The following is a 13,962-nucleotide window of genomic DNA, read 5'->3' on the forward strand; positions in this document are numbered from 1 at the left end:
AAGGTTATTTTCATATCCAATCGTAAACGGTCAATATTTGAATGGCTTCCCGCATCAGGGCCCTTTCGGGGCACGGTGGGGCAGGGATACAGATGTTTTAAGTTGCTGAACCTTCGAGGAGGCGTCCCTTTATGGGTGGAGTCACTCATCGTCCCTCAGTTGGAAGGTAACGATCACTTCACCAATTCTGAACAATTTTTATGCTTTACTCCAAAAAAGCAGGATTTTTTGGATTGATTATTAACTCTTGCTCGGAAAATAGGGGCTTATTTCCCGTACAGGTTGATCTGCTGGATGAGAGTTGAAAAGCCCTCCATCTCCAGCGCAAGCACTTCATTTCGGGTCATACCCATGCTCGTTTCGGCATCGGCGGTGAGCTGATCCGGTCCCCGGATCACCTCGCGGTGCGTTCCGTCACGACCCAATACTTCCTGCGCTTCAGCGTCATGGACAAAGGCGCGGCCCGGGATGATAACGGTTGGTTCGAGATGCGAAAGGTCCAGTTCTTGGAGGTCGTCGATTGTGATCAGGCAGGCAATCTCTTTTTTTACCGGTATAACCGGAGACGTGGCACCGCGTGCTGACAAAACCTCGCTGATATACGGTGTGGCCACAGAACCGGAGATAACCGATGCCCGATGCTGGACGCGAGGGAGTTTTTTCATGATTGTGGGTTCGTGGAGGATCGCAAACGGCGAACCGATCTCCGGATCCCATAGCGGTGTGCCGGAGATTTTCATTTTGAAACGGCTGCTAAAGTCGGTCACCATATCTCGGAACGATTCCACAGTTTGTACGTTCTGCCCCTTGAGGATCGGGGCGTTCTCCAGAATGAGCCCCTGTTCCGTTGCATTCGCAAATCGCATGAGGATAAGGCCCTTTGCACCGCGCTCTTCCAACCATTCGCAGGTATGTTCAAGAACGGCGCCATCGTTGACCCCGGGCAGCACTACCGCCGCTGCGTAGACCTCCGCCCCTCCGCAGAGTCGTTCGAGAATCGCAAGCGAAGCGTCCGGTGTCGGGTCGTGCATCCAGCGCTTCCGCAGGGCCGGGTCCGCTGCAAATATTGTAAACGAGCACTCGGCTAACCCGTTGTCGACAAGGAGATCGGCAACCGCCGGGTCATCCCAGCCTTTGCCGCTGGTATACCCGATATGGAGCGGTGCTTCTGTTGCGCCGAGCAGCTCGATGAGATCGTTAAACTGTGGGTAACAACTGGGATCGCCACCACCGCTGATGGTGATGCGGTCGAGTTCCCCACTTTTTGTCTGGAGTGCGGCAAGAGTCTCGTCTGCGATGGTCCTGAGGTCCTTGAAACCACTGTACTCCTCCCGGACCCCCCGTGTACAATAGTCGCAGCCTTTCTTGAACGGCAGGCAATAGCGGCAGCCGAATGCCCGGGTTGTTTTCACGCGCTTGAAGTAACAATACTCGCAGAAGCCGCGGCAGTCAACGCCCGCCCGTCCCCCGATGTCAACGGTTAACTGAGCCATTCGTTGTTAGATTACTCCGTTCCGGTGCGTATAATGTATTTGGAATTGTATGTTTCGGGCCGGAAAAAATTATAAGCGCTTTTTTGTTGAAGGTATCCTGGGCGGTGCAGGTTTTTACATAAAACCAAGCGAGCCTGTGAGATATCCCTCTACGGATAGATATGCCCGGAAAACACCACATTTTTTACCAGTAACTACCTATTGTATATGGCGCCTCAGTGGCTTAGTTGGCAGAGCGGCTGACTTGTAATCAGCAGGTCCCGAGTTCAAATCTCGGCTGAGGCTTTCTCTTTAATCTGTTCATCATTGCGACTTATGGGGTTTTTATTTTCGGGTTGTTCTCTAGGACAAGTGCCCCATACATTGAAATTTTTATGAATTTTATATGTAGTTACGCTTGATGTATCATGACAAAAAAAGCCTTCATCACGGGTATTACCGGTCAGGACGGGTCGTACCTTGCCGAACTGCTGCTCAGTAAAGGATACGAAGTCCACGGGCTGGTACGGAGATCATCCACCTTTAATACGAGTCGGATCGACTCCATCTATGTCGATCCACATGATCCTAATGCTAGTCTTTTTCTGCATTACGGAGATCTATCAGATTCCGAACAGATTGCAAACGTGATGTACAATATCCGACCGAATGAGGTCTACCACCTGGGTGCACAGAGCCACGTCCGGGTCAGTTTCGATACCCCCGAATACACCGGTAATGTCACCGCCCTTGGTACTACCCGTATTTTAGAGGCAATCCGCCGGAGTAACAACTCCGTGAAGTTTTACCAAGCGTCATCGAGTGAGATGTTCGGTGCTGCAGCGCCGCCCCAGAGTGAGATGACAATCTTCCACCCGCGCAGTCCCTATGCCTGCGCGAAGGTATACTCCTACTGGATGACACGGAATTACCGGGACGGATATAACCTCTTTGCGTCGAACGGCATCCTCTTCAACCACGAATCCCCACGTAGGGGTGAGACGTTTGTCACCCGCAAGATTACCCGGGCAATCGCCCGTATCCTTGCAGGAAAGGAAAAATATCTCTACCTTGGAAATCTCGATGCAAAGCGGGACTGGGGATTTGCCCCGGAGTACGTCGAATGCATGTGGCGGATCCTCCAGCAGGAAAAAGCAGATGATTTTGTCATCGGGACCGGGGAGACGCATTCTGTCCGCGAATTTTTACATGAATCGTTTGAATATGCGGGACTGGATGTTGAAGAACATGTGCGGATCGATCAAAAATATTTCCGGCCGACGGAAGTAGAGGTGCTGGCTGCAGATGCAGGGAAATCCGGGAAGATTCTTGGCTGGAAACCGACCATAAAGTTCGTCGATCTCGTGAGGATCATGGTGGATGCGGATATGAAGGCAGCGGGACTGGAACCGATCGGCAAAGGTGAAGGGATAATCAGGACTAAGTTCCCGCACCGGTGGTGGAAGTGCGACTGACAGGAAATGTTTCCCGAAAAAAAGCCGAGGTCATTAAAAGGATCGAAGCTCATATTTTATTTCTAATACTGACGTGCAGGTTTAGCTGGATCTCATCAGAACATGGGTACTCCTGCAGGCGATCTTTATGACGTTCTGGTCTGATAAAAAAATTCTCATTACCGGTGGGGCAGGATTCTTTGGTTCGCAGGTTGTCAGAGAACTCCTGCAGAAAGGAGTTCAGAAAGATAATATCGCCATACCCCGTAGCCGGGAGATCGATCTGCGGGTATGGAAGAACTGTGTCGATGTGATCAGGGATTCCGATATCGTCATCCACCTTGCCGCACGGGTCGGTGGGATCGGATACAATCAGGCTTACCCGGCCCAACTTTTTTACGACAATGCGATCATGGGCATCCAGATGATCGAGGCTGCCCGGCAGGAAAACGTGGAGAAGTGTGTTGTGGTCGGTACTATCTGCGCGTACCCCAAGTTCACCCCGGTTCCGTTTAAGGAGGAGAACCTCTGGAATGGTTACCCGGAAGAGACCAATGCTCCTTATGGACTCGCAAAAAAGATGCTCTTGGTTCAGTCACAGGCATACCGACAGCAGTATGGTTTTAATTCAATTTATCTCCTGCCGGTTAACCTGTACGGGCCCGGGGACAATTTTGATCCGGCTAGTTCGCATGTCATTCCTGCTCTCATAAAAAAGTTTATCGATGCAAAACGGAATAAAAAAACGTTTGTTGATGTCTGGGGAACCGGCGCTGCTTCAAGGGAATTTTTATATGTTGATGACGCCGCACACGGGCTTGTCCTTGCAGCGGAGAGGTATAATAAATCAGAGCCGGTGAACCTTGGATCCGGGATGGAGATTTCGATCCGGGATCTGGTTTCTCTCATTCAGGAATTGACCGGCTATACTGGTACGATTCACTGGGACACTTCAAAACCCGATGGACAGCCCAAGCGTTGTCTGGATGTGAGCCGGGCACGCGATGAGTTTGGGTTTGAAGCGCAGATGCAGTTTAGGGAAGGTCTGAAGCGGACGATCGCATGGTACGAAGCGCATCGTGAAGAAGCCGGCAAGCCGCATGGGGTCGGGGATCATTGCTGAAAAATAGTTGTCTGCTTGGGGGAAACCCCGGGGCCGATTCTTGCCAATAGTGCATTTTTTGTGCGAGATGGATGATTGTCTCTTTACACAGACCCCTATGTGGCTTTTTTACATTCTAAACCGGTGAAGAAAAAGGGAAATTATTTTGGGAATTTTCGACTACGATCAAATCCCCGATCAGAATCTTTTTAAAGAGTGCTGGATGCTATGGGAGGATATCGCGTTGATCAAATCACCAGACTATAAGTAATGTAAAAACAAAATTCATGGTAACTTCTTATGACCGAGATCAGACCTGTTCAGGAATCCGCCGTCCCGACTCTCGTCATCCGTCCGCCCCGGAAATGGGTGCCGGTTGACCTGCATGAGCTCTGGGAGTACCGGGAACTGGTCACCTCGTTTACCTTGCGCGACATCAAACTCCGGTAAAAGCAGACCTGCCTTGGGATTGCGTGGGCATTTCTCCAGCCGCTTTTGACCATGGTTATCTTCACGGTCTTTTTTTTGGGGCTCGCAAAGATTCCGTCCGATGGCGTCCCGTATCCTCTTTTTGTTCTGGCGGCCCTGCTTCCGTGGACACTCTTTGCCGAAGGACTGACGCGGTCCACGACAAGTATGGTCACGAACGCGAACATCATGACCAAGGTGTACTTCCCACGTCTGATCATGCCGCTATCAAGCATCATCTCGCCGCTCGTGGATTTTGCGGTTTCCTTTATCATCCTGATTGCGATGATGATCTACTACGGGTTTATGCCGACAGTAAATATCGTCTTTTTACCGGTGTTTCTCCTGCTCGCGCTTGCAACGGCCCTTGGTGTTGGACTCTGGCTCTCGGCACTCAACGTCAAGTACCGCGATTTTCAGTACACAGTCCCCTTCATGATTCAGATCTTGCTGTTTGCCTCGCCAGTCGTTTATGCTTCAAGCCTCGTGCCGGAATCATTGCGTGTCTGGTACGGCGTTAACCCCATGGCGGGTGTGATCGAAGGGTTCCGCTGGGCGCTCTTGGGTACCGGTGCTCCAAGTGCGATGGTGCTCGTTTCGGTTGGCATGGTCATCGTGCTCCTTGTTTCCGGAATGTTTTACTTCCGAAGGATGGAGCAGTACTACGCGGATATTGTATGATTAAAAAAAATCGCGATTAAAAAGGGCTGTTGCCCAACTAACAAAAAGAGTAATTTGGGTTAATGAAAGATCTCGGGAACGAAATATCTCACGGCTCGAACGTGCGCCCCGAACATAGGAATACTGTGCTATTACGGTCATGATTTCCGGGTAATAAAATGCTGCGTCCTGTCCATCTTCCCGATGGGCTGAATAGATCTTGATCAGATCGAGAATGGATACTATATCGATTATTATCTGACTGAAATCATCTTCCGGTAACCATTTCTTGATGTTAACCGGCAGGAGACATTCTTGTTCAAGGTCGCGTCCCTTTGTATGATACATCAGCGAGTGGTTATTCTTATTCCGGCAAAGTACTTTCGATTTATTTTAATAGGGGGCCGGGGGAGTTGTGCAACAACCTCTTCCCTGAAAAACTTTGAATTAGGTAACAGCCTCTCATGTAATACTTGATACAAAGAACATCACATATATTGATGAACGTGGTTTAATGATAGGTTAGTGATTATGGTTTACGAGATTATAGACGGGTTTGTTCAGGCAATCCAACTTATCGTATCCTTAAATCCCGAAGTGGTCACGATAACGGTTCTTACCATCATCGTCTCGCTAACCTCCACATTTTTATCTGCCATTATCTCTGTTCCTGCCGGGGCTTACATCTACGCTCATGATTTTTTTGGAAAACGGCTTGTGATCAATATTATTCAGACCTTGTATGCCCTTCCGACCGTTCTTGCAGGCCTTCTGTTGTTCCTGTTCCTCTCACACCAGGGGCCGCTTGGTTTTCTCGATTTTCTTTTTACACCCCAGGGGATGATCCTTGCCCAGATGATCTTGGTCACACCACTTATTATCGGTCTGACCATTACTGCTTTAAGCGGGATTGACAAGGATATGCGGCATTCCATAATATCCCTCGGGGCAACAAAATTTCAGGCTATTGTTACCCTTATCCAGGAAGCCCGGTTTGCAATCCTTGCAGCGGTCATCCTGGGGTTCGGTCGTGCCATCTCCGAAGTCGGAGCTGCCATGATCATCGGGGGAAATATCCGCGCGTTTCCCGGTGACATCCTCTCGGGAACACGGGTTCTGACAACCGCCATCTCCCTTGAGACCTCGCAGGGTGATTTTCCGTTGGCGATTGCACTTGGATTGATCCTCCTTGGTGTGGCAATCGTTGTGAACGTTGGCCTGAACATGATCCAGTCAGGATCCCTCTGGAAAAATTCGTGGAATTCATAAAAAGGTGCACAGGATACCATGAGTACGAGCGCAATAGAGACACATGCCCTCCTAAAGAAGTATGATGAGCGGGATGTGATCCGGGACGTATCTTTCTCGATTCAATCGGGGGAGATCTTTGGAATTATCGGCCCGAGCGGTTCTGGCAAGAGTACTCTCCTGCGCCTTCTCGATCTTATTGAACAGCCGACTGGCGGCAGGCTTACGATTTTTGGGACCGATGCCCTTGTCCCTGATGCGAAGTTCCCCCTCCGGCGGCGGATGGCACTCCTTTCTCAGAAACCGGTTATCTTTAGCCGGTCGGTCTTTGATAATATTGCAATCGGCATGGAATACCGCAAGAAGGTAAAGTCCGAAATTTCCCGAGCCGTGACCGATGCTCTCGATGCCGTGGGGCTCGCTGGTTACGGTAAACGATCCGCACGCACGCTTTCTGGAGGGGAAGCCCAGCGAATGGCGCTTGCCCGGGCTGTGGTAATTAATCCGGAGATTCTCTTTCTCGATGAGCCGACCACAAATCTCGATCCGGTATCCGCAGAACGGATCGACGACATCATTATCCGGTTAAACCGCGAGAAGGGAATGACGGTCGTCATTAGCACACATGACATGATCCAGGGACAGCACCTTGCCGATCGAATCGGTGTCATCATGGACGGTGCTCTGCCCCAGGTGGGTACGACAAAAGAGATATTCCACCAGCCCACGACAACCAATATAGCCCGGTTTGTCGGCGTCAAAAATATGTATGCGGGTGTCATCACAGAAAACCATGACGGTGAAGCGATCGTTGACGTTGCCGGAAAACATATTGCCGCAGTGACTCCTTTTCATCCACAAACAAAAGTCACACTCCTGTTCCGGCCAGAAGATGTGACACTCCACATGGAGCAGAGCGTGAAAACCAGTGCCCGGAATGTGTTCAGTGGTATAATAAAAAAGATGATACCATCAGGGCCGTTTGTCGATGTGATTGTTGATTGTGGTATTGACCTTACTGCTCTAGTAACCATCCAGTCATCAGAAGATCTCGGGTTGGCCCGGGGCGTGAAATGCTGGGTGTCATTCAAGGCAACGGCTGTTCATGTGATTGAGGAACAGTAAACGGGGCTCCTTGACCGTTTGCCTGTATCGATGACCTCTATGGGAGGTTCCGGGTGATCAACCCGTCAATTGGAGTCTGGTCGCAAAAAAATAAATCCGGGGTGATCCTCTCAAACTTCCCTTCCGGCAATAATCCCAACAATCTGTTGCGCTGTCACAGGGTTCATGACCCGCCAAGGAAGCGTTTTTTTGTTATTCTGCCCGTATAATTGTGCCTGCATTCTTCCCGTTAATCGCTTTCTCGATGTTGCCTCTCTTGTGGCAGTTGATGATGCGAACTTCCCGGATATTGACTGCTTCTTTGAGAAGTTTGATCACCATGGGCTCGATAACCATGTCATCGAGATTCATGCGAATCAGATCCTCTACGGTGATGTCCCGGATCAGTTCCGCATCCGGGTTTTTCCTCGGGTCTTCTGTATAGAGACCGTCTACGTTCTTGCCGATGATACAATTTTTTGCCCCGAGGACTTCTGCGATTAAAAATGCACCGGTGTCTGTACGGTGGGGGGGAATCATCTCATTCCGGGCCGGGTGCTCGTACAATCCGTACGGGGGAGTACCGTGCGTGACCGGCAGGATCCCCAGTTTCAGGAGCATCGGAAGTTCGAGGAGATCGCCGGATTTTATCCGCGTCCCATTATATTTCGCGAGCAGGATCGAGACCATGATCGCGTTCTGCTCGGAGATCTTTGAGGACAGCTCCGCAAGGACACCGGTCGGCATGCCAAGGTCGATGCCGATATCCATAATATGGCGCACCCTGCCTCCGCCCCCGGTGACCACGAGAATCTGGTGTTTCTTTGAGAGGGTCCCGATCTCCTCGCAGAGCGGGTACATGACCTCACGCCCATAATCGATTGCCCCGTGTCCCCCGATCTTGACAATATTGATATCGGGAGCAATGCGAATCTGGCCTGCTACCGGCCGTTTGGTTTTCAATCCTTTTCGGATCAGAGTCTCTCCCTGTAATCCGCTCGTGAGCTCAAACCGTTTTTTCATAATGAGACACTCAATTCCTATACCATAATAGAAAGGTATAAAACCATTTAAACCAATTGGTATACCAGAGCCGATGTAATCACTAGGCTGGAGATCGGCTGGAGGTATGCCATGAAGATATATGCACGTGAGCGCCAGAAAGTCGGTGAGGGTGTTGAGTCCCCCAAGTACCGCATTGTCGCAGTTACCGGCGGACAAATTCAAATTGAGGCCACACATTTCCGAAAATTTGAGCTTGAGCAGATCGCAAAGGATGTCAAAGCCGACATCGTGTTCATGAAACCCGTAGACGATGAACACAAGAAGAAGAAATAATTTTCTCCTTTTTTCGTACTTGCCAAACCTCAATACCTTTCAGGATATATTATCCAGTTAAGAATAATCATGGCAGCCCTTTCAATCGATAGTCTTTTTGACGCGGCCATCCGCATCCAGATGATGGAGCGATCGATATCCCTTACGTTCACGGAGAATTCAGTCCGGATCCGATTTCCCACAACCCGGAGGCTGGCGGAATTCCTTGACGTCCCCCATTATTACATCCTGCCATACTTTGCCCAGATGGAGGAACAGGACCTGATCACCCGTGCAGAGAGGGTGGGCATCATGACAACGGCAAAAGGGAGCAAAAAACTGCTTGCCCTCATGCAGAAAAATTATAACGGTGAGATGCAGGAAATTCTCGGGCCGGATATCTTCTCGGCCTTAACCAGAAAGGACTAACCGCTTGCACTTTGCTGGAATTATACCCTTGTTTTTATGGTCCCGGATCCTCACGCATCATTACGGTACAATCTCCATTATATTAACCTGTTTTATGAGATCCCGATAGTCTGTGTTTCTCTAATTTTGAAACCCGTAATAGCCATTACCGGAACAGAGCGAGATAAAACCGGAAGATCTATCCTAACTTCGCCACTTTGCAATAGTTAACACTCTTTTTTTAGCATAACCCCATTCGCCAAATAGAGTTTACCAGCAGTTTGGAGCTCCCAAAGTGCCAGGGAATATTTCATCAAACGACAGCGTCGTACGAAAGATTCCTGCTCGCCGAAGCTAATTAATAGCATCTTTTTGTTGCTGCCCGATTTCGGGTTGGGAAGTGCTTGAGTCGTGTGCGGTGAAAGTCGCACGTATGGTTCTTAAAAGGGGAGGTCGGGGTAACCGCTTCTTCCTATTCGACTAAATAAGGAACAATTCGAGAAAACCTGTTTTTCCCCGAAATACCAAACAAATTTAGCACACCCGGGGCACCGGGTCGCCCATGGGAGGCTCGATAAACCGTTCTCCGCCAATTGCCGTCTCCATGATCACATGGGATCCTTTGACAACTTTTCCGACAATTGCTGCATCCTTACCGTATTTATGCGAGCGAAGCGCCGCAAGGATCGCGTCTGCATCTGCGGCCGGCACGCCCATCACAACTTTCCCCTCATTTGCCACTTCGAGCGGGTCGATACCGAGCATCCCGGCTGCACTTTTCACGTTCCTGCGTACCGGGATGCGTTCCTCCACTATCCTGACCTGAACACCGCTCTTTTTGGCCATCTCGTTTATCGCGTTTGCAAACCCGCCCCGGGTTGGGTCTTTCATCGCATGGATAGTGCCTGCGTCAAGGACAGGCTCCATCATCCCCCAGAGCGGGGCGACATCAGACCGTATCTGCTCGCCGAGATCGAAACCCTCGCGATGAGCCATAATCGCAATGCCGTGATCGCCAAGGGTTCCCGAGACAATGATCACATCTCCGGGTGCAAGTCCGTTGTCCCGTACTATGGTCTTTGCGACACCGATCCCGGCCGTGTTGATCGCTATCCCGTCAAGTGCCCCTTTCTCGACAACCTTCGTGTCCCCCGTGACGAGGCATGCCCCGGCCTCCCCGAGCGCCTCGTCCATCGAGCTGACGATTTTTTCAAGATCTGCGACATCGAAACCCTCTTCAATGATCATTCCGCACGAGAGTGCGATGGGGCGCCCGCCCATCATCGTAAGGTCATTGACAGTTCCACTCACCGCGATCCGGCCGATATCCCCGCCCGGAAAAAAAATTGGGCGTACCACATGGGAATCCGTGGTAAAGACAATATTGGTGCCGTTAATGGGGATTACTGCCCCGTCATCCATCGATTCAAGGCCGATCCCACCAGCATTGTTGTGGGTGAATTTCGTGAGCGTTTGGAGCAGTTCGCCCATCACTTCTCCCCCGGCGCCATGCATCATGTTTACTTTCATAGTTAGTCCGCCACCTCAATCTCGACATTGGTTACGACAATCTCCCGACCCCGGATCACTTCCGGCAGCGCGCCGCAGCGAGGACAGATATATATCTCGTTTCCTGCATACCCGCAGGGACATTTCGTCTCGGGTTCTACATCGGCGCAGTCAAGGATGGCCGTTGTAAAGAGCGGATCGTCCTCTTTTATCGTATCGAATAAAAAGATTACCTGCTCGGGATTCACCATTGCCATTTTTCCTACATCGACGCTGATCTTTTTTACCTTTGTCGCATGGTAGTCGAGCGCTGCTTTTCTTGCGGTCGCGTATAGATCATAAGCGATACTGTATTCGTGCATCACTCCTCCAGCGCGGCGTAGACCTGCTTGAAGATCTCCCGGGTCTCAAGACCCTCCTCGCGGGAGAGGCGCTGGATCGCAAAACCCACATGCACGAGCACGAACTCGCCGATCTTGACGTCAACAAGATCGAGCCGGACTTCCTGTTTGAGGTCGCCGTAGTCTACAACCCCAACATTTCCCTCCTTGATCTCCAGCACTTCCGCAGGTACTGCAACGCACATCGATGATTCACACCCGTATCCGTTTGTACTGTGTAGGAGTTCCACACTCATAAAAACAGTGATATGGCATAGGCAGCCCGACGTTGGTTTTTTCAGGTGTCAGTTTTTCATGCAAAAAAATCAGTACCTGTTCCCAGACAACCGGATCCGCACGGAACATGTTACACCGGGAAACCTACCGGTGGGGGACTCTTATACCACACTCACCTCAAAAGGTGCGGTCGGGTACCATTAGACTCTAATCCACAATCTTGAAATGTTAAAATCAAAAAAAAAACAAAATCAGACGCCGGGGAAGAGATTTGAACTCTTGAGGTGCGGGGCACCAGTGGCTTTCAAGGCCACCGCCTTACCGGACTAGACTACCCCGGCATGTGTTTTTACTCTTTTGGCCGTGCAATATAAAAAAGGCTTCTTTACCTATGCGGTTTTCCCGGTACGTTCCGGGAGTTGGAAGACACTGTGAGCAGGAGATTCGAAAAAGATCCTCCCGTCCCCGCCCGCGCAAAGATCAGTGTCTGCGCAGGTAAATAAAGAGTGCGGCCATGCATGCGGCGGCCATGCTGCCAGCTACCGCAAGTGGGGATTTTTGCGTCTCTGGCGGAGATGCCAGAGTTGGAGTCATCATACCGAATACCGCTGGTACCGTTGGACTAACCACAACAGAGTCTGCATTTTTCGCATAGAGATAAACCACCGTATCGACCGAATACTTGTAGGGGTATACCTTGAAGTACAGGGGCTTGCCAGCACCATTCAAGACAATTTCCTCGGACGCAATGTCGCCCTGATCATTAATCGTGTGAAGGTCTCCATTTGCCACAACGTATTCCACAACCCAGTCAACGGATGAGGATGTGGAGATTGTAACCGGGGCGTCACCAATGGGCTGGACAACAAAATAGATCGGGTTATCCCGGGACGTTCTCCCATGGCTAGACAGAATGGTAGTAGTCGTCACGGTCGTTTTCGGAGCAACCGTATCATGTCCACCGATGATGCTAATCGTTCTTGTACCCACGTACCCCTGCTCATCGGTAAAACTGACTTCATAATCGCCGGTCTGGCTGATGGGAACAACCACGTCAAATCCCCCCAGATAATCGGTACTTACGTACATGGGACCATAGATGACTGAGTTATCCGGCCCGATAACAGCGATCTGGACGCCGGAGTTTATGTTCCCGAGAATTTTTCCTTCAATGTATATCTTACCGGAGAGAGTCTGAGTCGCCTGAGATGTTAGGGTAATCTCATCGGAACGATCGATAAGCCGGACCTGTCGCATGGAGATAGATTCACCCGTACCGCTCGCCGGAACCTCCACTTTATAGAGCCCTTTCTGGAGATGGGTCGTATCAAAGACCACGCGGAAAGAATTGTCAGACTGGACATATGCAATCTTGCGTTTGACCTCGGTACTGGTGGTCACCTGTTGGTAGAGCACCACATCGATGGGGGTCCCGATGCCAAAGGTGGTCGTCCCATTGACCACAAGGGGCTTTCCTACTGTCAGGGTATCCGGGGCATAAATGAAGACCTGATATGCCGATGCGCAGCTGATTAGCATGAAAAAACCAAGCACCTGCAGGACGATCTTCTTCATCTATGTACAAGATCAACTATGAGGTTGTTAATGATTTCTGAAAGTATGAAAAAACCGCTTGCGTGCTGGCGCGGAAAAGAGAGATACAACGGCGGCACTATAGAATGCCTGACTATTATCTTTGAGTCGGGGGGGTGCTCGTGGGCGCGGTGCCGGATGTGCAGTTACCGGCACGAACGGTACCGGGCGCAATCCTGCGAAGAGCTTGCCTCTCACCTGCATGCCCAGCTGGGCTGGATACGATCGCAGTTTAACCTTGACGAATTTGCGATGATTAAGATCTTTACCTCGGGAAGTTTTTTTGATCCTGCCGAGGTCCCTCTTTCCTTCCAGAAGGAGGTCGCACAGGCATTCCGGGGAAAAATCGTAATTGCGGAGAGCCGGCCAGAATATATAACGCCCGACACCATCGAACAGTTTCTTGGAGACCTTAGCGATGGCTCCCAGACAACCCCGCTCTACTGCGCCATCGGTCTCGAAACCACGAGCGATACTATACGGGAGAAGTGCATCAACAAGGGGTTCACGTATGCGGATTTCAAACAGGCCGCAGCAGTTGCTCATGCTGCAGGAGCGGGGGTGAAGGCGTATCTCCTTTGTAAGCCGCTCTTCCTGACCGAGTCCGAGGCCATCACTGATATGCGGTCATCTCTTGTAGATCTCGCTGGTACCGTGGAGATGGTCTCGATGAATCCCTGCACAGTGCAGAAGCGGACAGAACTTGAACTATACTGGAAACAGGGAACTTATCGGCCGCCGTACCTTTGGAGCGTGCTCTCGATCTTAAAAGACGCACCGATGCACGTGACCTGCGACCCGTTGGGTGGCGGGCAGAAACGGGGGCCGCACAACTGCGGGACATGTGATTTTGAAATCACCAAAGGCATCCGCGATTATTCCCTCTCCGCAGATCGTGACCTTATCGAGGCACTTCTGGATATGGACTGTACCTGCAAGAGCGAGTGGGAATACGTTCTCGCGCGTGAGCAGCCATACTGCATGCCACTGACACGATAAAAGATTTATGA

At 50.7% G+C, this 13,962-nt stretch carries 15 protein-coding genes, 2 tRNA genes and 1 pseudogene; 10 read left to right on the plus strand and 8 right to left on the minus strand.

The genetic code is table 11. The features are described from left to right. Positions 1-266 precede the first annotated feature (266 nt). Positions 267-1,493, minus strand: coding sequence for a methyl coenzyme M reductase-arginine methyltransferase Mmp10 (gene mmp10 / locus WCX19_RS01380; RefSeq protein ID WP_373003856.1), 1,227 nt, complete (start codon positions 1,491-1,493; stop codon positions 267-269). 212 nt (positions 1,494-1,705) lie between these two features. Here mmp10 and WCX19_RS01385 point away from each other — a divergent pair. The 5 genes from WCX19_RS01385 (at position 1,706) to WCX19_RS01405 (ending at position 5,177) form a co-directional block, all read left to right on the plus strand. Continuing rightward, a tRNA-Thr gene (locus WCX19_RS01385) sits at positions 1,706-1,778 on the plus strand. Between the two features lie 122 nt (positions 1,779-1,900). Continuing rightward, the gene (gene gmd, locus WCX19_RS01390; RefSeq protein ID WP_373003859.1) at positions 1,901-2,947 is read left to right on the plus strand and encodes a GDP-mannose 4,6-dehydratase; all 1,047 of its coding nucleotides are present in this window, start codon (positions 1,901-1,903) and stop codon (positions 2,945-2,947) included. A gap of 127 nt (positions 2,948-3,074) precedes the next feature. Then, on the plus strand, positions 3,075-4,049 hold the full coding sequence (locus WCX19_RS01395; RefSeq protein ID WP_373003862.1) for a GDP-L-fucose synthase family protein: 975 nt from the start codon (positions 3,075-3,077) through the stop codon (positions 4,047-4,049). 279 nt (positions 4,050-4,328) lie between these two features. Beyond that, entirely contained in the window at positions 4,329-4,478 is a 150-nt protein-coding gene (locus tag WCX19_RS01400) for a hypothetical protein (protein ID WP_373003865.1), read from the plus strand. Positions 4,479-4,496: 18 nt separating this feature from the next. Continuing rightward, a complete protein-coding gene (locus WCX19_RS01405; protein WP_373004227.1) occupies positions 4,497-5,177 on the plus strand; it encodes an ABC transporter permease in 681 nt (226 codons plus the stop codon). A gap of 84 nt (positions 5,178-5,261) precedes the next feature. Here the strand turns inward: WCX19_RS01405 and WCX19_RS01410 are convergent. Further along, positions 5,262-5,504: pseudogene (locus WCX19_RS01410) on the minus strand (IS1182 family transposase); the annotation flags it as partial. A 183-nt stretch (positions 5,505-5,687) separates the two neighbouring features. On the opposite strand from WCX19_RS01410, the gene WCX19_RS01415 reads away from it, so the two are divergent. After that, positions 5,688-6,425 carry an ABC transporter permease gene (locus tag WCX19_RS01415; protein WP_373003869.1) on the plus strand — a complete coding sequence of 246 codons (738 nt, stop codon included), beginning with the start codon at positions 5,688-5,690 and terminating at the stop codon, positions 6,423-6,425. 18 nt (positions 6,426-6,443) lie between these two features. Further along, positions 6,444-7,529: an ABC transporter ATP-binding protein gene (locus tag WCX19_RS01420; RefSeq protein WP_373003872.1), complete on the plus strand. Its 1,086-nt coding sequence runs from the start codon at positions 6,444-6,446 to the stop codon at positions 7,527-7,529. Positions 7,530-7,721: 192 nt separating this feature from the next. Here the strand turns inward: WCX19_RS01420 and WCX19_RS01425 are convergent, their stop codons facing one another. Beyond that, on the minus strand, positions 7,722-8,531 hold the full coding sequence (locus WCX19_RS01425; protein ID WP_373003874.1) for a uridylate kinase: 810 nt from the start codon (positions 8,529-8,531) through the stop codon (positions 7,722-7,724). A gap of 111 nt (positions 8,532-8,642) precedes the next feature. Between WCX19_RS01425 and WCX19_RS01430 the strand changes: the two genes are divergently transcribed. Both WCX19_RS01430 and WCX19_RS01435 read left to right on the plus strand, forming a co-directional pair. After that, complete coding sequence (locus WCX19_RS01430; RefSeq protein ID WP_373003877.1) at positions 8,643-8,846, plus strand: hypothetical protein; 204 nt, start codon at positions 8,643-8,645, stop codon at positions 8,844-8,846. Between the two features lie 69 nt (positions 8,847-8,915). Continuing rightward, on the plus strand, positions 8,916-9,254 hold the full coding sequence (locus WCX19_RS01435; protein ID WP_373003880.1) for a hypothetical protein: 339 nt from the start codon (positions 8,916-8,918) through the stop codon (positions 9,252-9,254). Between the two features lie 513 nt (positions 9,255-9,767). Here WCX19_RS01435 and hypE read toward each other — a convergent pair. The 5 genes from hypE to WCX19_RS01460 form a co-directional block, all read right to left on the minus strand. Then, complete coding sequence (gene hypE / locus WCX19_RS01440; RefSeq protein WP_373003883.1) at positions 9,768-10,763, minus strand: hydrogenase expression/formation protein HypE; 996 nt, start codon at positions 10,761-10,763, stop codon at positions 9,768-9,770. 2 nt (positions 10,764-10,765) lie between these two features. Beyond that, on the minus strand, positions 10,766-11,104 hold the full coding sequence (locus tag WCX19_RS01445; RefSeq protein ID WP_373003886.1) for a hydrogenase maturation nickel metallochaperone HypA: 339 nt from the start codon (positions 11,102-11,104) through the stop codon (positions 10,766-10,768). Continuing rightward, a complete protein-coding gene (locus WCX19_RS01450) occupies positions 11,104-11,328 on the minus strand; it encodes a HypC/HybG/HupF family hydrogenase formation chaperone (protein WP_373003889.1) in 225 nt (74 codons plus the stop codon). Before WCX19_RS01450 ends, WCX19_RS01445 begins: the two co-directional genes overlap by 1 nt. A 287-nt stretch (positions 11,329-11,615) precedes the next feature. Next, positions 11,616-11,700 (minus strand) — tRNA-Ser (locus WCX19_RS01455). Between the two features lie 139 nt (positions 11,701-11,839). After that, entirely contained in the window at positions 11,840-12,934 is a 1,095-nt protein-coding gene (locus WCX19_RS01460; RefSeq protein ID WP_373003892.1) for a hypothetical protein, read from the minus strand. Positions 12,935-12,964: 30 nt separating this feature from the next. Between WCX19_RS01460 and WCX19_RS01465 the strand changes: the two genes are divergently transcribed. Next, positions 12,965-13,951 (plus strand): archaeosine biosynthesis radical SAM protein RaSEA, encoded by a 987-nt coding sequence (locus tag WCX19_RS01465; RefSeq protein ID WP_373003895.1) that lies wholly within the window; start codon positions 12,965-12,967, stop codon positions 13,949-13,951. The last annotated feature ends 11 nt before the right edge of the window (positions 13,952-13,962 follow it).

The sequence above is a fragment of the Methanoregula sp. genome, assembly GCF_041663825.1.
Lineage (GTDB): Archaea > Halobacteriota > Methanomicrobia > Methanomicrobiales > Methanospirillaceae > Methanoregula.